The 19779-nt window shown below is 72.5% G+C and carries 16 protein-coding genes and 1 pseudogene; 5 read left to right on the top strand and 12 right to left on the bottom strand.

The genetic code is table 11. The features are described 5' to 3' along the window. The first annotated feature begins 188 nt into the window (after positions 1 to 188). Positions 189 to 1616, top strand: a pseudogene (locus ACWC2T_RS43680) (M1 family metallopeptidase). Positions 1617 to 1722: 106 nt separating this feature from the next. Here ACWC2T_RS43680 and ACWC2T_RS43675 read toward each other — a convergent pair. Together ACWC2T_RS43675 and ACWC2T_RS43670 are read right to left on the bottom strand one after the other, a co-directional pair. Continuing rightward, complete coding sequence (locus tag ACWC2T_RS43675) at positions 1723 to 1974, bottom strand: WhiB family transcriptional regulator (RefSeq protein ID WP_450675855.1); 252 nt, start codon at positions 1972 to 1974, stop codon at positions 1723 to 1725. Positions 1975 to 2327: 353 nt separating this feature from the next. Continuing rightward, positions 2328 to 3215, bottom strand: a complete 888-nt coding sequence (locus ACWC2T_RS43670; protein WP_450675854.1) for a LysR family transcriptional regulator ArgP — start codon at positions 3213 to 3215, stop codon at positions 2328 to 2330. Between the two features lie 69 nt (positions 3216 to 3284). On the opposite strand from ACWC2T_RS43670, the gene ACWC2T_RS43665 reads away from it, so the two are divergent. Together ACWC2T_RS43665 and ACWC2T_RS43660 are read left to right on the top strand one after the other, a co-directional pair. After that, positions 3285 to 3902 carry a LysE/ArgO family amino acid transporter gene (locus ACWC2T_RS43665; RefSeq protein ID WP_450675853.1) on the top strand — a complete coding sequence of 206 codons (618 nt, stop codon included), beginning with the start codon at positions 3285 to 3287 and terminating at the stop codon, positions 3900 to 3902. 96 nt (positions 3903 to 3998) lie between these two features. Continuing rightward, positions 3999 to 5297, top strand: a complete 1299-nt coding sequence (locus ACWC2T_RS43660) for an MFS transporter (RefSeq protein ID WP_450675852.1) — start codon at positions 3999 to 4001, stop codon at positions 5295 to 5297. A 1-nt stretch (position 5298) separates the two neighbouring features. Here the strand turns inward: ACWC2T_RS43660 and ACWC2T_RS43655 are convergent, their stop codons facing one another. Both ACWC2T_RS43655 and ACWC2T_RS43650 read right to left on the bottom strand, forming a co-directional pair. Next, entirely contained in the window at positions 5299 to 5757 is a 459-nt protein-coding gene (locus ACWC2T_RS43655; protein WP_450675851.1) for a cyclic nucleotide-binding domain-containing protein, read from the bottom strand. Between the two features lie 280 nt (positions 5758 to 6037). Further along, positions 6038 to 6280: a hypothetical protein gene (locus ACWC2T_RS43650; protein ID WP_450675850.1), complete on the bottom strand. Its 243-nt coding sequence runs from the start codon at positions 6278 to 6280 to the stop codon at positions 6038 to 6040. Positions 6281 to 6403: 123 nt separating this feature from the next. Here ACWC2T_RS43650 and ACWC2T_RS43645 point away from each other — a divergent pair, with 123 nt between their 5' ends. Both ACWC2T_RS43645 and ACWC2T_RS43640 read left to right on the top strand, forming a co-directional pair. After that, positions 6404 to 6835 (top strand): ATP-binding protein, encoded by a 432-nt coding sequence (locus ACWC2T_RS43645; RefSeq protein ID WP_450675849.1) that lies wholly within the window; start codon positions 6404 to 6406, stop codon positions 6833 to 6835. Between the two features lie 233 nt (positions 6836 to 7068). Further along, the gene (locus tag ACWC2T_RS43640; RefSeq protein ID WP_450675848.1) at positions 7069 to 7923 is read left to right on the top strand and encodes a SigB/SigF/SigG family RNA polymerase sigma factor; all 855 of its coding nucleotides are present in this window, start codon (positions 7069 to 7071) and stop codon (positions 7921 to 7923) included. Positions 7924 to 7942: 19 nt separating this feature from the next. On the opposite strand, the gene ACWC2T_RS43635 is transcribed toward ACWC2T_RS43640, so the two are convergent. From ACWC2T_RS43635 to ACWC2T_RS43600, 8 genes are all read right to left on the bottom strand, one after another. Next, on the bottom strand, positions 7943 to 10198 hold the full coding sequence (locus tag ACWC2T_RS43635; RefSeq protein WP_450675847.1) for an FUSC family protein: 2256 nt from the start codon (positions 10196 to 10198) through the stop codon (positions 7943 to 7945). Positions 10199 to 10320: 122 nt separating this feature from the next. Beyond that, positions 10321 to 11694: an NAD(P)/FAD-dependent oxidoreductase gene (locus tag ACWC2T_RS43630; RefSeq protein ID WP_450675846.1), complete on the bottom strand. Its 1374-nt coding sequence runs from the start codon at positions 11692 to 11694 to the stop codon at positions 10321 to 10323. Positions 11695 to 11907: 213 nt separating this feature from the next. Beyond that, on the bottom strand, positions 11908 to 12342 hold the full coding sequence (locus ACWC2T_RS43625) for an ATP-binding protein (RefSeq protein ID WP_450675845.1): 435 nt from the start codon (positions 12340 to 12342) through the stop codon (positions 11908 to 11910). A 165-nt stretch (positions 12343 to 12507) separates the two neighbouring features. After that, positions 12508 to 14406: an AMP-dependent synthetase/ligase gene (locus tag ACWC2T_RS43620; protein ID WP_450675844.1), complete on the bottom strand. Its 1899-nt coding sequence runs from the start codon at positions 14404 to 14406 to the stop codon at positions 12508 to 12510. Positions 14407 to 14604: 198 nt separating this feature from the next. Further along, positions 14605 to 15693, bottom strand: coding sequence for a glutamate--cysteine ligase 2 (locus ACWC2T_RS43615; RefSeq protein WP_450675843.1), 1089 nt, complete (start codon positions 15691 to 15693; stop codon positions 14605 to 14607). A gap of 94 nt (positions 15694 to 15787) precedes the next feature. After that, a complete protein-coding gene (gene glgB / locus ACWC2T_RS43610) occupies positions 15788 to 17986 on the bottom strand; it encodes a 1,4-alpha-glucan branching enzyme (protein WP_450675842.1) in 2199 nt (732 codons plus the stop codon). A gap of 4 nt (positions 17987 to 17990) precedes the next feature. Beyond that, on the bottom strand, positions 17991 to 19358 hold the full coding sequence (locus ACWC2T_RS43605) for a maltokinase N-terminal cap-like domain-containing protein (RefSeq protein WP_450675841.1): 1368 nt from the start codon (positions 19356 to 19358) through the stop codon (positions 17991 to 17993). A 31-nt stretch (positions 19359 to 19389) separates the two neighbouring features. Next, positions 19390 to 19779: alpha-glucosidase C-terminal domain-containing protein (locus ACWC2T_RS43600; protein WP_392318146.1), on the bottom strand; the 390-nt coding region annotated here is incomplete at its 5' end.

The following is a 19779-nucleotide window of genomic DNA, read 5'->3' as shown; positions in this document are numbered from 1 at the left end:
GGCCGGGGGGACCCCCAGAGCACGCACCTACGGCATACATGAGCCTCCCCCACGCTCGAACAGGCTCGCGCGGGGGCACCCCCATCGCGGCGGGCACAGGGCCCGCCCTCCGGGCGGACGGCGGGAATGTGACGACAGGACCTAGTCTGGCGGCCAGCCGTTCACCCGCCACCTCCCGAGGAGCGACCGTGACGCCGCTTTGCAGCCAACCCGCCCGGCGCCGAACGGCCGTCCCGCGCCGCGGCGCGGTCCTCGCCACCGTCCCCGTCGCGCTGGCGGCACTCCTCGGCGCCACCGGACCGACGGCGGCGGGCACGGCCGGCGGGTCCGGCGCGGGCGACCCCTACTTCCCGCTCAGCGGCAACGGCGGCTACCACGTCCGGCACTACGATCTGACGCTCCGCTACGACACCTCCTCCCGGCACCTCGACGGCCACGCCGTCCTCACCGTCCGCGCCACCCAGAACCTCAGCCGCTTCGACCTCGACCTGACGGGCCTGAACGTCACCGGCGTCACCGTCGACGGCACACGCGCGGCGTTCCGGCGCGACGGCCAGGAACTCGTCGTCACCCCGCGCCACACCCTCCGCACGGGACGGGCCTTCCGGGTCACCGTCAGCTACGACGGCACCCCGAAGCCGGTCACCGACCCCGACGGCTCCACGGACGGCTGGATCCCCACCGACGACGGCGCCTTCGTCGCCGGCGAGCCACAGGGCGCGATGACCTGGTTCCCGGCGAACAGCCACCCCAGGGACAAGTCGTCCTACGACATCACCATCACCGTCCCCCAGGGGCGCACGGCCGTGTCGAACGGCGTGCTGCTCGGGCAGCGCAGCGAGCACGGCCGTACGACCTTCCGCTGGCGCGAGAGCCGGCCGATGGCCGCCTACCTCGCCACCGCCACCGTCGGAACGTTCAAGGTCGAGCAGTACACCACCGCGGACGGCATCCACGTGTACAACGCCGTCGACCCGCGCGAGGCGAGCGCGGCCGCACCCGTGCTGCAGCAGTTGCCGTCCGTACTCGCCTGGGAGAGCAGGCTGTTCGGGCCGTACCCGTTCCGCACCGCCGGGTCGATCGTCGACCACGCCCCGGACGTCGGCTACGCCCTGGAGACCCAGACCCGGCCGCTCTACGACTCCGCGCCCGACCTCAGCACCCTCGTCCACGAGAGTGCCCACCAGTGGTTCGGCGACTCCGTCTCCCTGACGGCCTGGAAGGACATCTGGCTCAACGAGGGCTTCGCCACCTACGCCGAGTGGCTGTACGCCGAGCAGCACGGCGGCGACCGCGCCCAGAAGACCTTCGACGCCCTCTACGCCCACCCGGCGAGCGATCACCTGTGAGCCTTCCCGCCCGGCGACCCGGGCAGCGGCCGGAACATCTTCGACACGCCCGTCTACGCCCGCGGTGCCATGACCCTGCACGAACTGCGCAAGGCCGTCGGCGATCCGGACTTCTTCCGGATCCTGCGCGCCTGGGCCGCCGCACACCAAGACGGCCACGGTACGACGGCACAGTTCGAGCGGCTGGCCGGGCGGATCTCCGGGAAGCGGCTGGACGGGCTGTTCCGGGCCTGGCTGTTCACCGAAGGAAAGCCGAAGAACGCCTGAACTCTCACCAGTTCCAAACAAGTGTCGGCCAAGGCCGACACCATGATCCAACGGGTGGGCGGACCCGCCGCCGCGGGGCCGGTCGGCCGGAGCCCGGACCGGGCGGTCAGCCGGAGCGCGGCCGGGTGCGGGCGCGGCGGTGCAGCGCCCGGCGCTCCAGCTCGGTCGTTCCGCCCCAGATGCCGATGCCCTGGCCCGTCCCCAGCGCCCAGTCCAGGCACTCCTCCCGGACCGGGCACCGGCCGCAGACCCCCTTGGCCCGCTGGGTCTGCACCTGCGCCGGACCGGTGGTGCCGATGGGGAAGAACAGGTCGGGGTCCTCGTGACGGCACGCGGCATGATCGCGCCAGTTGTCCATGGAAGTCTCCTGGATCCGATCGAAGTCGTCCGTCCCTGTCGCATGCGTGCTGCGCGGGTTCGGGTGACCGGTCGGGGCGGTGTGAAACGGCGTGTGCGACAGGGGATCGTGCGACGACCGCGATCCGGCCACGGCGCGCGCACGGCCCCGGGGCGAGCCGTACGCGTTCAACAGGCCGGGGAACGGGGCGAATTGGCCACCAGGCCGCGGGCATCCGTTCCCGACCGGGCACCGGGGCGCGGAATCGGGGGCGGGAACCGGCCGGGACCGCCGTCCGCCGCGCCACCGCCCGACCACCGTACTCCGCTGGGCCCTTCCAGGGGTGCGAAACGGATGAAACGTGACGTGTTGCCTCAGCGGCGCAGCGCCTCGGCGGCCGTCGCGGTCACCGCCTCGGCCAGTGCGGCCAGTGCGGGGGAGTCCAGCTTCCACTGCTGCCAGTACAGCGTGGCGTCCATCCACTCCTCGGGCGCGAGGAGCACCAGCCTGCCCTCGGCCAGCAGCGGCTGAGCCTGGACCTCCGGCACCATGCCCCAGCCGAGCCCGGCGGCGACCGCGTCCAGGAAGCCCTCCGAGGTGGGCACGAGGTGCCTGAGCGGGCCGGCGGAGGCCCGGCCCAGCCGGCGCACGAAGGCGTCCTGGAGGTCGTCCTTGCGGTCGAAGAGCACGACCGGGGCCCCGGACAGCGCCTCGGGCAGCGGCCGCCCGCCCAGGTGGGACGCGGTGAACTCCGGTGTGCCGACCGGCAGATAGCGCATCCGGCCGAGCGGCCGGACCGTGCAGCCCGGCACCGGATCGGCGGCGGTGGTCACCGCCGCCATCACCAGACCCTCGCGCAGCAGGGCCGCCGTGTGGTCCTCGTCCTCCCGGTGCAGTTCGAAGCAGAGGCCCGCCACCCGGGTCAGCGCCGGCAGGAACCAGGTCGCCAGCGAGTCCGCGTTCACCGCCACCGAGACCCGCGTCGGCTCCCCGGCACCGCTCAGCCCGAGTTCGCCCCAGGCGTCCCGTTCCAGCCGGGCGAGCTGCCGGGCGTACCGCACCAGCACCGCGCCGGACTCCGTAGGCCGCACCGGCTTGGTGCGCTGCAGCAGGACCCGGCCGGTGCGCTGTTCCAGGGCCTTGACCCGCTGGCTGACCGCGGACGGGGTGACATGCAGGACCGTCGCGGCGGCGTCGAAGGTGCCCTCGTCCACCACGGCGAGCAGGGTCCGCACCTGTTCCAGGGGAAGCTCGGCCGTCATCACAAGCGCTAAGGGTACTTAAGAATCTTTAGCTGTACTTGTGCTCACCGACTTTCTAGGTTCGAGCGCATGCACCACGCCCTGACCGCCGTGGCCGCCGGATTCGGCACCGGCCTCTCCCTGATCGTCGCCATCGGCGCCCAGAACGCCTTCGTCCTGCGGCAGGGGGTGCGCCGCGACGCGGTCCTCGCCGTGGTGGGCATTTGCGCCCTGTCCGACGCGGTGCTCATCGCGCTCGGCGTCGGCGGGGTCGGGGCGGTCGTGACGGCGTGGCCGGGCGCGGTCCGGGCAGTCGGGATTGTCGGTGGTCTCTTCCTGCTCTGCTACGGCGTTCTCGCCGCCCGCCGGGTGCTCGGGCCGGGCACGGCAGGGCTGAGCACCGAGGGGCCGGCCGCGGGCTCCCGGCGCCGGGCGGTGCTCACCTGTATGGCGATGACCTGGCTGAACCCGCACGTCTATCTGGACACCGTGTTCCTGCTCGGCTCCCTCGCGGCCGACCGGGGCGCGCTGCGCTGGACCTTCGGGCTCGGCGCCGCGCTCGCCAGCCTGTGCTGGTTCGCCGCGCTCGGGTTCGGCGCCCGGCTGCTCGGCCGCTTCCTGGCCCGGCCGGCGGCATGGCGGGTCCTGGACGGCCTGGTCGCCGTCACCATGCTGGCGCTGGGGGTCACGCTCGTGGCCGGGTCCTGAAGCAGACCCGTTCGGCGTGCACAGGTGTTCCTGAGACAGTCAGGCTCTCGCAGCGAAAAGATGTAGCGAGCAACCTCTATCGCCGACAGGACACCCGTGGACACGAGCGAGAGCAGCATCAGCGAACCCGAGGCCGCGACGGACGCGACGGCCGAGCCCCGGCGCGGCTGGCGCCGCTGGGCCATGGACACCCGACCGCTGCGCGTCCCCGCCTACCGGCGCCTGTGGGCGTCGACCATCGTCACCGCCGTCGGCAGCCAGCTCACCGCCGTCGCCGTGCCCCAGCAGATCTACGACATCACCCACTCCTCGGCGTGGGTCGGCTACGCGAGCCTGGCCGGCCTTGTGCCCATGGTGGCGTTCGCGCTGTGGGGCGGCGCCGTCGCCGACACCGTGGACCGCCGCAAGCTGCTGCTGGTCACCAACACCGGTATCGCCGTCACCTCGCTGCTGTTCTGGGCCCAGGCCGTCACCGGACTGGACTCCGTCGCCGTCCTCATGGTGCTGCTCGCCTGCCAGCAGGCGTTCTTCGGCCTCAACTCCCCGGCCCGCAACGCCTCCATCGCCCGGCTGGTCCCCACCGAGCAGCTGCCCGCCGCGAACGCGCTCGGCTCCACGGTGATGCAGACCGGCCTGGTCGCCGGGCCCCTGCTCGCCGGTGTGCTGATCCCGGTCATCGGGCTGCCGGAGCTGTACCTGATCGACGCCCTGGCGCTGTGTGTGACCGTGTGGGCCGTCTTCCGGCTGCCCGCGCTGCCGCCGCTCGGCGAGGCGGCCGCGCGCCGGGCCGGGGTGCGCGAGATAGCCGCGGGCTTCCAGTACATCTCCCGGCACAAGGTGCTGCTGCTGTCCTTCCTCGCCGATATCGTCGCCATGGTCCTCGGCATGCCCCGCGCCCTGTTCCCGCAGCTGGCCGCGCAGACGTACCACTCCTACGGCGAAGGGCTCGCGCTCGGCGTGCTGTTCGCCGGCATCCCGGTCGGCGCGGTGCTCGGCGGCCTGTTCTCCGGAGTGTTCTCGCGGGCCCGCCGGCACGGCTGGATGGTCATCGGGGCGGTCGTCGGCTGGGGCGTGGCCGTCGCCGGGTTCGGGCTGAGCCGCGATCTCTGGGTGGCCCTGGCCTTCCTCGCCGCGGCCGGTGTCGCCGACATGGTGTCGATGGTGTTCCGCGGCGCGATCCTGCTGTCGGCCGCGACCGACGAGATGCGCGGCCGGATGCAGGGCGTCTTCACGGTGGTCGTCGCGGGCGGGCCGCGCCTGGCCGACGTACTGCACGGCACCGCCGGCTCGGCCTTCGGCCCGCGCACCGCGGTGGCCGGCGGCGGCGCCCTGGTCGTCGTGGCGATGCTGGCCCTGTCCGCCGCCGTACCGGCGCTGCGGCGTTACCGGATCTGACCTAGAGCAGACCGCCGCGCCCCTTGGACGTGTACTGGTCCATCAGCTTGCCCCGGGTCGTCTCCAGGCGGTGGGCGAGGATCTCGGCCACCGTCCGCACCAGCGAGAGCCCGAGCAGCGGGTCCTCCACGCTCAGCGCCAGCACCGAGGGCCCGTCGAACTCGTAGGAGCGTACGTCGGTGAAGGCCACCGCGCCGAAGTCCCACTGGTACGGCGGGAACAGCCAGGACCAGCCGAGCATGTCGCCGGCGCCGAGCGTGGCCACGGTGACCCGCTTCCGGGAGGTGACCTGCTGGTCCAGGTGGACCGCGCCGGAACGGATGACCCAGAACCGGTCGGCGGTGCCGCCCGCCTCGAAGATGCGGGTGTCCTCCGGGAACGAGACCTCCTTGGCCAGTTCCATCAGGCGCTCGCGCTGCGCCTGGGGCAGGGCGGTCAGCAGTTTTATCGCTTTGGTCATGGCGCGGGGCTCCTCGCCGGGGCGGTTCGGGGTGCTTTCCCTATGCCCATTTCAGCCGCTGCCGCCCCTCAGGGCACCTCGAGGGACATGGATTTCCTCGGCGCGAGCCCGGTTCGCCACCGCTTCCGGGCAGTAAGAAGCCCTGGCCGGACGGGGGAGGCCGGCCAGGGCCGTATGCGGTGATGCGATGGAGGGAGGAAGGACGGTTCCGGTCGCCCCCGGCATCACGTATGTATGAACGATAAACCATCTGCCGGGTGTTCTACCAATCGGTAGCCGGTCACGTGACCTGTTTCACGCCTTCCGCCGTGACCGGCGGCCCACCCGGGCAGACGATCTCCTGCAGCACCCGCGCCACCGCCTCGAACCCCCACGCCCGGGCCGCCGCCTCCCGCGCACCGTCCGGATCCCTCGCCGTCAGGTTCTGCGCGCGCTCCCGCCAGACCCGTTCCGCCTCGGCCGCGTACTCCCGGCCACGCCGGATGCGCCGCAGCAATTCGTCCGCGTCCACGACATCGGTCATGTCCGTCGGGTACCCGCCTGGCCGCGGTGATGACAGCGGCACCGAGGGTGTTTGACGCCTTCGGAAGAGGTGAGGCGAGAAGGAGTGAGTTCAGGGATCCGGGCATCGCTCAGGGAGGCAGGGATGCGCGACAAGCACCTGACCATGACCCTCGCCACCCGGCGGACACCGTGCCGCCGGGTGCCGTGCCGTCCCGCCGACGCCCGCAGAACCGTGGAACGGGCGGTGGCCGAACGGTGCCGGGCGGGCGCCTCCTGCGGGCCCGCGGCCATGGCGGACGCCCTGCTGGTCACCTCGGAGCTCACCACCAACGCCATCCGGCACGGCGGCGGCATCACCGGCTTCGACGTCGCCGTCGACTCCGGCTGCGTACGGGTGTCGGTGAGCGACCGCAGCGACGAGCTCCCGGTCGCCGTCCCGCCCGACGACGAGCGCGGCCACACCCGGACCGGCGGCCGCGGCTGGCCCATCGTCTGCCGGCTGTCACGGGACGTCCGGGTCGCACAGCTGCCCTGCGGGGGCAAGCGCATCACGGTCGTCGTACCGCTGCGCTGAAGCCGTGCGGAAGTTCCGCCCCCGCGGTGTTTGCTCCCCGGAGCGAGGGGCAGGCGGAACCTCGTGCTTCGGACCGGAGGCGCGCACCCAGCGGGAACCGTACGACCGCCTGGGTCCCCCTCCCGGCGGACCGGGCGCAGACCCCGGCCGACCCTGACACCACCGTTCGGGCCCGGCCCCGGAACCGCGTTTCCGGCCGTGTGCCCTGAAACCACGTTCAGGAGCTATTCCGCATGCTGACCGACATGTCGACAAGCCGTCCCGGCACGCCCACCACGGACTCCGCGGCCGCCGCTCCCGCGCGGCGGCCCCATGACGACGCTCCCGACACCGCCGCGCTGTTCGCCCGGCTGCCGGAACTGGACGACGGCCCCGAGCGGGACGCCGTACGCGACGAACTCGTCGCCGCCTGGCTGCCCATGGCCCACCGGATCGCCGGCCGCTTCCGGGACCGCGGCGAGTCCGTCGAGGACCTGCGGCAGGTGGCCGCGCTCGGGCTGGTCAAGGCCATCGACCGGTTCGACCCGTCCCGGGGGGCTTTCGAGAGCTACGCCGTGCCGACCATCACCGGCGAGGTCAAACGGCACTTCCGGGACCGGATGTGGGCCCTGAGGGTGCCCCGCCGGGTGCAGGAACTGCGCAACCGGGTGCGCGTGGCTCGCCGAGAGCTCACCCAGCACCCCGGCAGCCCCGAACCCACCGTCACCGCCATGGCCGCCCACACGGGCCTCAGCGAGGACGAGGTCGGTGCGGGCATGGAGGCGCTGGAGAGCTTCAGCACCCTGTCCCTGGACGCCGAACTGTCCACCGGCGACGACGGCTACAGCCTCGCCGACACCCTCGGGGCGGCGGACACCTCGTACGACGTCGTGGTCGACCGCGAGGCCGCCAAGGAAGGGCTGCGCCGGCTGCCCGAGCGGGAACGGGCCATCCTCTACATGCGGTTCTTCGAGGACATGACGCAGAGCCGCATCGCCGACCGGCTGGGCATCTCCCAGATGCACGTCTCCCGGCTGATCAGCCGCAGCTGCGCCCGCGTCCGGGACGAGGCCATGGGCCGGCGCGCGGGCGGGCCCGGCCCGGAATGAGGGCGCGGCCGACGGACCGTCACTTCCTCGGCCGGCCCGCCCCGGCCGTGACGCCCAGCGGCCGGGCCAGACCCGAGACCGCCTCGTCCAGCCGCTGCAGATGCCGCAGCACCCGGTCGGTGACCCGGCCGTAGCGCGGGGTGCGCAGGGTTCCCGGCTCCAGCATCGAGGCGATGCTGGGGCCTCTCTCGATCTCCGCCGTGGCCCGCGGGTCGGCGACATGCGCGGCGATCGCCTCGATGTTGTGCACGATCCGCGCGCCCGCCCCGCGCAGCCGGGGATCCGCGGCGATCGACGGATGCGTCGGCAGCAGCTCGGCCGTCGCCGCGAGCGAGCGCCCGTGGTAGGCGCATGTCTCCAGCAGCGCCACCACGTACCGGGCGGTGTCCCGGCGTGCGCGCAGCGGGGTGATCGGATGGGTCAGCGGCTGGGTGGCCGCGCGCAGGTCCGCCAGCGCCTGGTCCAGATCGCGTGCCTGTTCCACCAGATCGGCGCCCGCCCCGCCGCTCAACTGCTCGACCGCGCCCCGCGTGACCCCGGCTAGCCGGTCGAGAACCGTGCCGAGGAGTTCGTTGGTACGGCGGTCGGTGTGGATCGGCAGCACCACCGCCGCCGCGATCACCCCGCAGGCCGCGCCGAGCGCCGTCTCCTCCACCCGCAGCACCAGCACCGCCATGCTGTAGGTGTTCAGCAGCGTGTACAGCAGCCCCAGCATCGCCGTGACGAAGAACGACATCAGCGTGTAGGACAGCGGCGCTGTGTAGAACATCGCGAAGATGAACACCAGTACCAGGCCGAACGCCGTCCACGTGTGGTGCCCGACCAGACCGGCGAGCACGATGCCGGCCACCACGCCGAGTACCGTGCCCAGCAGCCGCCGGTAGCCCTTGACCAGGATCTCGCCGGTGGAGGCGGTGTTGAGGAACACGATCCAGCAGGTCAGCACCGCCCAGTACCAGCGCTGACTGGACAACAGCTCGCCGCCCGCGATGGCCAGCGCGGAGCCGACGGCCACCTGGACCGCGGCGCGCGTCGTGGGCCGCTGCAGACCGCTCGGCCCCGGCTCCTCGGCCCCGGCCTCTTCGCCCGCCTCGATCGCGGCGTCCTCCGCGTCCAGTTCCTCGCGCGAGCGGGTCGTCGCCGGGGTGTCGTCGGACTCGTCCTGCGGCCCGTCCAGCGCCACCCGCAGGCCCAGCGCGGCCCGGGCGGCCTCGCCGAGCCCACGGAAGACGTCCTGCACGGCCGGCGAGGCCTTGGGCAGGTTCTCCTCCTCGCGGTAGCCGAGCAGCCGGTTGCGCACCCGGGCGAGCGCGGTGCCCCGGGCCTCGCCGACCGGCCGCAGCATCAGCAGCCGCAGGGCCTGCAGATCCCGGCGCAGCGCCGCAGCGGCCTCGTCCCGCACCGGAAGCTCCCCGCCGGAGGGCAGCGCGGCGCCCGGCAGATGCAGGGTGAGGGTGTCGGTCCGCTCGGCGCTGCGCGCGGTCAGCAGCAGCAGGCCGAGCCGCTCCGAGGCGACCTCGGCGTCCGCGATCCGGCGCTGCAGCAGCCGGGCCACCGCCGCGTCGGAGGTGCCGTCCTCCAGCCGCCCCTGGATCAGCAGCGCCGTCTCGTGCAGTCGCGCGGTGGCGGTGCGCAGATCGTCCAGGACCTTGTCCACGTCGTCCGGCCCGGCGTCCAGCAACTCGGCCTGCACGGCGATCAGCTGCGCGAGCCGGGCGCGAAAGGCCCGCCGCAGCCGGTCCAGGGTGCCCGCCGGGGTCTGCGGCAGCAGCACGAAGCGCGCGGCGGCGCTGCACGCGAAGGCCACGCAGATGACCCCGTACAGCGCGGGCAGCGCCGCGACGGTCGCGTGCACGAACAGGGAGAGGAAGTAGACCTGGAAGCCGATCAGGCCGAGCGCCGTGCCGCGGTCACCGAACCGGCGGCCGTAGACCGCGCAGAAGATGAGGACGACGAAGAACAGGTCCCCGGCGACGACCCGTTGGTTCAGCAGCGCGCCCAGCGACACCGACGCCAGTGCCACCGGCAGGCCGAGCGCGAGCGTCACGGCCTGCGCCGGGCGCTGCTTCTCCCGGATGGCGAAGGTCGACACCATCGCCGCCATGGCGCCGGCGACCAGATGCGGCACCGGCACCCGCAGGGCGGCCAGGACGGCGAGGGTGAGCGCGATCGCGGTGACCGTGCGCAGCCCCGCGGTGAGCCGGAGCAGCCCGGGATCGTACGCCGCGAGCCGGTCCCACACCCGCACCCGCCCAGGTCGCCCCGCTGTGCTCACGCCGCCGCGCTCTCTCCCGTGCCAGAAATCGATCTCCGCCCCAGCATCGCACGACGGTCCGGACCAGTTGCCCCACGGGCACGGCCCGCACCGGGGAACGGATCAGCTCCTGCCGCTCGGTGTCACGGGTTGCCCACGGCCCCGCCCTCCACCCGTGCCCGTACCTGTTCCGGGGTCAGATACGCGTCGGTGAACTCGAAGTCCTTCAGACGGGCCGGCTTGCGGGCCTGGAAGCCGGTGCGGACGAAATCGTCGCCGGCGACCGCGTTCAGCAGCCAGTTGGTCATCACCCGGGCCTTGGCGACGTTGGTGCGCAGCGCCGACCAGTGGTAACCCCTAGCCACCGCCTGGGCCGGGACCCCGCGCAGCTCGATGCCGAGCGGCTTGGACACCGCGTCCTTGCCGCCGAGGTCGACGACCAGCCCCAGGTCGTGGTGCACGTACGGCTGCATCGGCGCACCCCGCAAGGTCGCGATGACGTTGTCCGCGACGGTCTTGCCCTGCCGCATGGCGTGCTGGGCGGTCGGCGGGCACACCGCGCCGTCGCCCTTGGCCAGATCCGGCACGGCGGCCGAGTCGCCGAGCGCGAACACCCCGTCGTGACCCGGCAGGCACATCTCGGGGGTGACCGCCAGCCGGCCCCGGACCGTCTCCGCGCCGAGCGTGCCGATCAGCGGGCTCGCGACCACGCCGGCCGTCCAGATCAGCGTGTGCGTCGGGACCACCCGGCCGTCGGTGAAGGTGACCTCCTCGGCGCCGGCCTTGTCGATCGACACGCCGAGCGACACCTGGATGCCCCGCCGCCCCAGGATCTCCTGCGCGCTGCGGCCGAGCTTCTCGCCCAGCTCCGGCATCAACTTGGGCGCGATGTCGATCAGATGCCACTTGATCAGGCCGGGATCCAGACGCGGGTAGCGCTGTACGGCGGCATGCGTCAGCCGTTGCAGACAGGCGGCGGTCTCGGTGCCGGCGTATCCGCCGCCGACGACCACGAACTGCAGCCGCGCGGCCCGCTCGGCCGGGTCGTCGCTGGCGTCCGCCAGGTCCAGCTGCGCGATGACGTGGTCGCGGATGTAGGCGGCCTCGGCCAGGGTCTTCATCCCGAAGGCGTGCTCGGTCAGGCCCGGGATGTCGAAGGTGCGCGTCACACTGCCGGGTGCCAGCACGATGTAGTCGTACGGCTCGTCGACGATCTTGTCGGTGATGGTCTGGACGACGCACACCTTGGACCTGAGGTCCACGCCGATCGCGCCACCCGGGATGATCCGGGTGCGGTACTTCTTGCTGCGGCGCAGGCTCAGGGCGATCGACTGCGGCGTGAGCACGCCGGAGGCGACCTGGGGCAGCAGGGGCAGGTACAGCTGGTAGGACTGCGGCGTCACCAGGGTGACGTCGGCCTCGGCGGGAGCGAGCTTGCGCTCCAGGCGGCGGACGCACGCCACTCCGGCGAAGCCTGCGCCAACCACCAGGATCCTGGGTCGTGTCACGGTGTTCATCCCTTCCTGCGGCTCCAGGCGGTCCGACTCGACGCCGTTCGCCTGCCCTGGAGCGGTGCGCAGCACCTTTGATCCCACCGTGCCCCGAGCCGTTCCGCCAGCCGGGTGCGGCAGGCAGACGAACGCGTGGGCACCAGCATGCCCCCGCTGGGGCTGGAGTAACCGGTTGTCGCACACATACACGTCGTACACGTGATGTGGCACGTGATGTGGTCACCAGGGGAGGAACACATGGATGTCCTTGCCCTCGTCGTCGACGACGACGCTGACCTGTGTGCACAGCGTGTGCACCAGGTGCCAGCCGATGCCGCCGCCGCCCGTGCGCGGGTGGAAGGGCCGCGGCTGAGGCCTGGTCGTGCTCGTGTCGCGCATCGTGACGTGGACGCCGTCGAAGGTGCGGCGCATCCGCAGACCGAACGGGCCGGGCGCGTACTGGATCACGTTGGCGGCCAGCTCCGTCACGACCAGCAGAATGTCGTCCCAGTACTCGGGCGCGGCGGGCGGCGCCTGGGCGGCGAGCGCACAGAGCCATTCCTCCGCCGCGAGCCGGGCCTCAGTGACGTTGCACAGCTCACCGGCGAAGGAGAAGGTGCGCTCGTACCCGTCCTCCGAGGCCGGTGTGTCGTCCCCACGTGGCTCCGTCGCCATCTCGCATTCCCCTGTCCCGGACGGCCAGGGACGCGGCGGGACCCTCCGACCAGGACGGCTGTCGGTGCTGATCTCATCCTGTGCCAGCGAGTTCCCGCAGCCGGGCCGGATATCCGTCCGCCCCGGCTCCCGGTCCGGACGGATACGCCTGCCGGACGGCGGGCGTCAGCGGAAGACGTCGTCCGGCTCGTCCCAGTCCGCGGGCTCCTGGGGGACCCGCGCCGTCCGGGACCGCGCCTGGTACATCGCGTCGATCTCGGCCGCGTAGTGCCGCACGATGACGTCCCGGCGCAGCTTCAGCGACGGGGTGAGCAGACCGTTGTCCGCGGCGAACGGCTCCGGCAGCACCCGGTAGACCCGGATGGACTCCGCGCGGGACACGGCGCTGTTGGCGGAGGCGACGGCCCGCGCGATCTCCTCCCGCAACGCGTTCTCCTCACGGCTGTCCCGTCCCGGACTGTCGCCCTGGAGCGCCAGCCCACCCCGCCAGTGCGCGAGGAACTCCGGGTCCAGGGTGATCAGGGCGCCGACACAGGGCCGGTCGTCGCCGATCACGACCGCCTGGTGGATGAGCGGATGCATGCGCAGCCGCTGCTCCAGCGGGGCAGGGGCCACGCTCTTGCCGCCGCTGGTGACGATGATGTCCTTCTTGCGCCCGGTGATCGTCAGATAGCCCCCGGAGTCCAGCCGCCCGATGTCCCCGGTGGCCAGCCAGCCACCGCGCAGCGCGGCCCGCGTCGCAGGCTCGTCGCCGACATAGCCCTGGAACACCGACGGGCCGCGCACCAGGATCTCCCCGTCGTCGGCCACCTGGACATCGGTGCCCGGCAGCGGCCGGCCGACCGTACCGGACTTCTCCCGGCCGAGCGGCTGCATGGTGATCCCGCCGGAGGTCTCGGTGAGGCCGTACCCGTCGTGGATGAACACCCCGATGCCCTCGTAGAACAGGGTCAGTTCACGGCTGAGCGAGGAACCGCCGGAGGTGCCGCGCACCACCCGCCCGCCGAGCGCCGCGCGCAGCCTGCGGTACACCGTCCGTTCGTACAGCGCGTGTTGCAGCCTCAGCTCGAACCCGGGCCCCGGTCCGGTGCCCAGCCGGTGGCGCTCCACCGCCTGGGCGAAGTCCCGCGCGGTCTGCGCGGCCCGTTCGAACAGGGCAGCCCGGCCCGCCTCCCCGGCCGCCCGCAGGAACTTCTTGTAGAGCTTCTCGAACAGGGACGGCACGCCGTACAGATACGTCGGCCGGAAGGTGGCCAGCGCCGACGCCAGCGACGCCTCGGTCAGCTCCGGCTCGTGCGCCATCAAGGCACCGCCCCGCACACACACCAGCATGATCATGAGGCCGTACACATGGGAGAACGGCAGAAACGCCAGGACGGACGGCTGTACGCCCGGCGGCGCGGCGGTGTGCAGCCAGCCGGCCAGGTAGGTGTCGCAGGGGTACGCGAGGCCCCGGTGGCTGAGCGCGCAGCCCTGGGGGTGGCCGGAGGTGCCCGACGTGTAGACGACCGCCGCCGTGGCGTCCGGGAGCACGATCCGGCGCAGCGACTCCACCGTGGTGTACGGCACGACCGAGCCCTGCTCGACGAGTTCGGGCAGCGCCCCCGCGTCCAGCTGCCAGACGTGGCGCAGCCGGGGCAGCCGGGCGCACACCGTGCCGACGGTCATGACGCCCTGCTCGTCCTCCACGACCACGGCCACACAGCCGGCGTCCCGCAGGATCCACTCGGCCTGGTCCCGCGAGGAGGCCGGATGGATGGGCACGACCTCGGCGCCCACGGCCCACAGCGCATGACAGAACACGGTCCACTCGTAGCGGGTGCGGGACATCAGGGCCACCCGGTGGCCCGGGGAGATCCCGGCGGCGATCAGCCCCTTGGCCAGGTCGACCACCTCGTCGCGCAGCTCGACGGCCGTCACCTCCTGCCACACGGTGGCGGCGGAGTCCACCCGGTGGGCGAGCACCGGCAGGGTGGGACTGCGTTCCGCGGTGTCGAACACGCTGTCGGCGAGGCCGCCGGAGAGCGGCGGGGCAACGGCGGGAGCGAGGGCGACGTCGCGCATGCGCTGCTCCTGGATGTACAGAGGGTCACACCGTCGACCGGCTCGGTGTCGGCGGTGCTCGAATGTAGCCCAGCGGACCGCGTTCGGTGCCGGGAACGCGGAAGTCGTGATCGGCTGATGATGCGGGCGTGTCCCGGGGACTCGGCAGACTCAGTCTTCCCGGCGTACGCCCCGGCACTGATCCTCTGACCGGTCCGCTCACCCCTGGGTGCGCCGTACGCACTCGGTGACGACGTCCTGCAGGCTGCCGGCCCGCTCCAGCAGTCGGCGCTGCTCGTGCGCCCCGTTGCCCCGGCGCAGCAGGTCGGCCACGCCCTGCTCGGCGTGCTCGGCGTCGCCGGTGGCGGTGAGCGCGTCCCAGGTGTGCCTCAGCAGCGACCGCAGCACCTGCGCGGCGGGCTCGGGCCGCATGGCCGCCGGGTCCAGCAGATTCCCCTCCAGGCCGAACCGGGCGGCCTGCCAGTCGGCGAGCCGCAGCAGGCTCACGCTGTGGCCGGGCGCCGGCCGGCCCGCCCGCCAGTGCTGTGCGGCCGTCTCCACGAGCGCACGGGTCAGCGTGGCGATCAGCACGGCGGTGTCCGCGGACAGGCACACGTCCGACACCCGGACCTCCACGGTCGGATAGCGGGCGGACAGCCGTGCGTCGAAGTACACCATCCTCGTGTCCAGCACGGCGCCGGTGGCCACCATCTCCGCCACCCGCCGGTGGTACCGCTCGGCCGACAGGAACGGCTCGGTCGGCCCGGCCGACGGCCAGCGGTTCCACACCTGGCTGCGATAGCTGGCGTAGCTGGTGTCCCGTCCCTGCCAGAACGGCGAGTTCGCACTGATCGCACGGAGTACCGGGAGCCAGGGGCGGATCCCGTCGAGGACGGCGATGCCCTCCTCGTCGGACTCCACGCACACGTGCACATGGCAGCCGCACACCAGCTGCTCCCAGGTCGGGATCCCGTAGTGCTCGGCCAGCCACTCGTAGCGCTCGTTCACGGTGAGGGAGGGGCTGACCGGCAGGGGAGAGGTGGCCAGGGCCGCGACCGCGCAGCCGAGCTCCCCGGCGTGCCGCGCCGCCTCCTTGCGGCAGCGCACGATCTCCTCACCGAGGTCCGCCATGTTCGTCTGCGGGTGCGTGGCGAACTCCAGCATCTGCCCGAACAGCTCCTTCTCGAAGACGTGCTGCCCCGGATCGTCGTGGGCGACCCGGGCGAGGACGGCCGCCGCCAGCGCCTTCGGTTCGCCGCTTTCCGGGTCGACCAGAAGGAGCTCCTCCTCCACTCCCACGGTGCGCACGTGGTGCCACCCTTCCGTGTCCATGCCACGAGGGGCAGTCAAGACTCAGTACGACCCCCGACTGCCCCTGGGCGGGCAGCCGACACCTGTGGTTTCAGTGCTCCGGTGCCAGCCAGACCGTCGCGAGCGGCGGCAGCGTGAGCCTCAGGAACCCGTCCTCGGGCTTGAGCAGCCCCTCGTCGCCGACCCCGCCGCCGCCGTAGCGGACGTCGTCGGTGTTCAGCTGCTCCTGCCAGGCGGGGATCTCCTCGCCGGCCCACAGGCGGTAGTCGTGCCGGACGACCGGGGAGAAGTTCGACACCGCGAGCAGGGGGGAGCCGTCGGCGGCGTACCGCAGGAACGCGAAGACGTTGTCGTCCGCCGCGTCGCACAGCACCCACCGGAAGCCGCCCGGGTCGCAGTCCCGCTGCCACAGCGCCGGGGTCGCCCGGTACACGGTGTTCAGGTCTCGCACCAGATCCCGCACGCCCCGGTGGTCACCGGCCGAGTGGTAGTCGTCGCCGAGCAGCCACCACTCGGGGCCGTGCGCCTCGGACCACTCCGCCCCCTGGGCGAACTCCTGCCCCATGAACAACAGCTGTTTGCCCGGATGGGCCCACATGAAGCCCAGGTAGGCGCGGTGGTTGGCGCGCCGCTGCCACCAGTCGCCGGGCATCTTCGACACCAGTGCCTGTTTGCCGTGCACGACCTCGTCGTGGGAGATCGGCAGGACGTAGTTCTCGCTGTAGGCGTACACCATCGAGAAGGTCATCTCGTTGTGGTGGTACTTGCGGTGCACCGGCTCCTTCTGGATGTACTGCAGCGAGTCGTGCATCCAGCCCATGTTCCACTTCAGCCCGAACCCGAGCCCGCCGCTGTCGGTCGGCCGGGTCACCCCGTCCCAGGCGGTGGACTCCTCGGCGATGGTCACCACGCCCGGGCAGCGCCGGTAGACGGTGGCGTTCATCTCCTGCAGGAACGCCACCGCGTCCAGGTCCTCGCGCCCGCCGAACACGTTCGGCGTCCACTGGCCGGAGTCCCGCGAGTAGTCCAGGTAGAGCATCGAGGCGACGGCGTCCACCCGAAGCCCGTCGATGTGGAACTCCTGGCACCAGTACACCGCGTTGGCGACCAGGAAGTTGCGCACCTCCGTGCGCCCGTAGTCGAACTCGTACGTCCCCCAGTCCGGGTGCTCGGCGCGCGCCGCGTTCCCGGGCTCGTACAGCGGATCCCCGTCGAACCGGGCCAGCGCCCAGTCGTCCTTCGGGAAGTGCGCCGGCACCCAGTCCATGATCACCCCGATGCCGGCCCGGTGCAGCGCGTCCACCAGATGCCTGAAGTCGTCCGGGGAGCCGAGGCGGGGTGTCGGCGCGTAGTAGGAGGTGACCTGGTAGCCCCAGGAGCCGCTGAACGGATGCCCGGCGACCGGCATCAGCTCGACGTGCGTGAAGCCCATCTCCTTGACATAGGCGGGCAGTTCCTCGGCGAGCTGACGGTACGTCGATCCGGGCCGCCAGGACGGCAGATGCACCTCGTACACCGAGAACGGCGCCTGGTGCACGGGCGTGTCACCCCGGTGGGCCATCCACTCCGCGTCACCCCACTCGTACGCCGAGGCGGTGACGACCGACGCCGTGTCCGGCGGCACCTCCGTGCACCGCGCCATCGGGTCGGCCTTGAGGAAGCGGTGGCCGTACCGCGAGGTGATCTCGAACTTGTAGCGGGCGCCCTCGCCGATGCCGGGCAGGAACAGCTCCCACACGCCGGACGCGCCGAGCGAGCGCATCGGGTACTGGGTGCCGTCCCAGTACGTGAAGTCCCCGGCCACCCGCACCCCCTGGGCGTTGGGCGCCCACACGGTGAAGCGGGTGCCTCTCACGCCCTGGTGCGTCATCGGCTCGGCGCCGAGCGCCTGCCACAGCTGCTCGTGCCGGCCCTCCCGGATCAGATGCAGGTCCAGCTCGCCCAGGGCGGGCAGGAAGCGGTACGGGTCGTGCAGCTCCTGCTCGGCGTCGTCGTAGGTCACCCGCAGTGTGTACGTCGGGATCTGCGGGTACGGCAGGACGGCCGCGAAGAGACCGTCACCCTCGGACGCGAGCGCATGGCGCCTGCCGTCGACGACGACGTTCACCACCCGCGCGTTCGGGCGCAGTGCCCGGAACAGTGTGCCGCCCGGGACCGGGTGGGCGCCCAGCAGGGCGTGCGGATCGTGGTGGGCGCCGCCGAGCAGCCGGCCGCGATCGGCCGGGTCGAGCAGGGCCGGGGCCGGCGCGGGTCCGGCGCTCTCGGGGATCGAGGTGTCGCGCAGGGCCATGACGTCATCCTCCCCACACGGCGAGCCGCTTGATCGCCGCCATCGGTACCGGCAGCCAGTCGGGCCGGTGTCTTGCCTCGTACAGCACCTCGTAGACCGCCCTGTCCGTCTCGTGCGCGCGCAGCAGCGCGTGCTTCTTGCGTGGATCCCAGCCGGCGCGGGCCGCGTAGCCCGCGCAGAACGCCTCCCGGCAGCGGCGCGCCCATTCGGGTCGCCACGGGCGGCGCTGCCGGGCCGCGTAGTCGAAGGAGCGCAGCATCCCCGCCACGTCCCGAACCGGGGAGTGCGGGGCCCGACGCTCGGCGAGCGGCCGGGACGGCTCGCCCTCGAAGTCGATGACGAACCAGTCGCGGCCGGCCTGCAGCACCTGCCCGAGGTGCAGATCGCCGTGGATGCGCTGGGCGGGCGGCCCGGAGTCGCAGGTGGCCAGTGCCCCGAACGCGGCCCGCAGCCCCGGTACGAAGGGCAGCAGCCCCGGCACGGCGTGTGCGGCCGCGTCCAGCCGTGCGCACATCGCCTCGGCAGTACGGCCGTTCTCGCCGCCCGGCCCGGCCGACGGAAAGGCCTCGGCCAGTGCGAGGTGCACCTCGGCCATGGCCCGGCCCAGTGCCCAGGACTCGGCGGTGAAGTCGTCACCGGCGGCGAGCGCGTGCAGCGCCAGCGTCCAGCCGTCGGTCGCGTCCGGCAGGAACGGCTGCAGCACGCCCAGCGTGGCCGGCCGCGGTGCGGTCGTGCCGAACCAGGCCACGGGCGCCGGCACCCGGGTGCAGCCCTGTGCGGCGAGCGCGGCCGTCACCTCCAGGTCCGGGTTGACGCCCGGCTGGATCCGGCGGAAGACCTTCAGGATGTACGCGTCGCCGTACACGATCGAGGAGTTGGACTGCTCGGCGTCCAGCAGCCGCGGCGGCAGACCGCCGGGCAGGTGGGCGGCCGGGTCGGCCTCGAACCGCAGCGGACCGGCCGCGCCGGGCTGCCGCAGCCGCTCCAGCAGCAGGTTGGCCGAGCGGGGTTCGTGCAGCGCGTCGTAGACCGCGAGCCCGGCGAACGGGCCGTGCTCGGCCCTTCCGATGTACGCCCGTTCCAGCCGCGGGGCGAGGTGTTCGCGCAGCCCGAGGAGCAGCTGGTAGCAGTCACCGGGCGGGTGAGTGCCGCCCGGCGTGGGCACGGGCGCGTGGGAGGCGTGCACCAGCAGATGCAGACACCCCGGGAACAGCTCGGTCACGGAGAGCACCGACAGATCGGTGACGGGCCGGTCCTTGCCCGCGAACCAGCGTTGCCTCGGCAGCCATTGGCGCAGCAGCCCGCCGAGCGAGGCCAGGGGCCCGTCGAGACCGGCCGCCGCTCTCGGTCGGACCGTGATGGTCTTCGGCATGGTGACGCGTCCTTTCCTCGGCGCCGGTCGGTCAGCGACGGCGGCCGATGCGGGATGCGACTCGGGTGAGCCGGAACCAGTAGAAGCCGTGGCCTTGCAGGGTCAGCAGGTAGGGAAGTTCACCGATCGCGGGGAAGCGGACTCCGCCGATCAGCTCGACCGGGTGCCGGCCGTCGTAGGCCCGCAGGTCGAGTTCGGTGGGCTGCGCGAAGCGGGAGAAGTTGTTGACGCACAGCACCAGGTCGTCGCCGTACTCGCGCAGGAACGCCAGGACCGCCGGGTTGGAGGACTGCAGTTCCGTGAACGAGCCCAGTCCGAAGGCGGGGTTCTGCTTGCGGATCTCGATCATGCGCCGGGTCCAGTGCAGCAGCGAGGACGGCGAGGACATCGACGCCTCGACGTTGGTGACCTGGTAGCCGTA

The organism is Streptomyces sp. NPDC001393, from assembly GCF_053597455.1.
The sequence above is the reverse complement of the archived record's forward strand: the minus strand, read 5'-3'. Positions and strand labels throughout refer to the sequence as shown.

Excerpts from the sequence above, each read along its gene's own strand:
- ACWC2T_RS43665 (WP_450675853.1), top strand. The coding sequence starts at position 3,285 with ATGCACCACGCCCTGACCGCCGTGGCCGCCGGATTCGGCACCGGCCTC.
- glgB (WP_450675842.1), bottom strand. The coding sequence starts at position 17,986 with ATGGCCCTGCGCGACACCTCGATCCCCGAGAGCGCCGGACCCGCGCCG.
- ACWC2T_RS43675 (WP_450675855.1), bottom strand. The coding sequence starts at position 1,974 with ATGGACAACTGGCGCGATCATGCCGCGTGCCGTCACGAGGACCCCGAC.
- ACWC2T_RS43655 (WP_450675851.1), bottom strand. The coding sequence starts at position 5,757 with ATGACCAAAGCGATAAAACTGCTGACCGCCCTGCCCCAGGCGCAGCGC.
- ACWC2T_RS43640 (WP_450675848.1), top strand. The coding sequence starts at position 7,069 with ATGCTGACCGACATGTCGACAAGCCGTCCCGGCACGCCCACCACGGAC.
- ACWC2T_RS43670 (WP_450675854.1), bottom strand. The coding sequence starts at position 3,215 with ATGACGGCCGAGCTTCCCCTGGAACAGGTGCGGACCCTGCTCGCCGTG.
- ACWC2T_RS43605 (WP_450675841.1), bottom strand. The coding sequence starts at position 19,358 with ATGCCGAAGACCATCACGGTCCGACCGAGAGCGGCGGCCGGTCTCGAC.
- ACWC2T_RS43645 (WP_450675849.1), top strand. The coding sequence starts at position 6,404 with ATGCGCGACAAGCACCTGACCATGACCCTCGCCACCCGGCGGACACCG.
- ACWC2T_RS43620 (WP_450675844.1), bottom strand. The coding sequence starts at position 14,406 with ATGCGCGACGTCGCCCTCGCTCCCGCCGTTGCCCCGCCGCTCTCCGGC.
- ACWC2T_RS43625 (WP_450675845.1), bottom strand. The coding sequence starts at position 12,342 with ATGGCGACGGAGCCACGTGGGGACGACACACCGGCCTCGGAGGACGGG.
- ACWC2T_RS43650 (WP_450675850.1), bottom strand. The coding sequence starts at position 6,280 with ATGACCGATGTCGTGGACGCGGACGAATTGCTGCGGCGCATCCGGCGT.
- ACWC2T_RS43630 (WP_450675846.1), bottom strand. The coding sequence starts at position 11,694 with ATGAACACCGTGACACGACCCAGGATCCTGGTGGTTGGCGCAGGCTTC.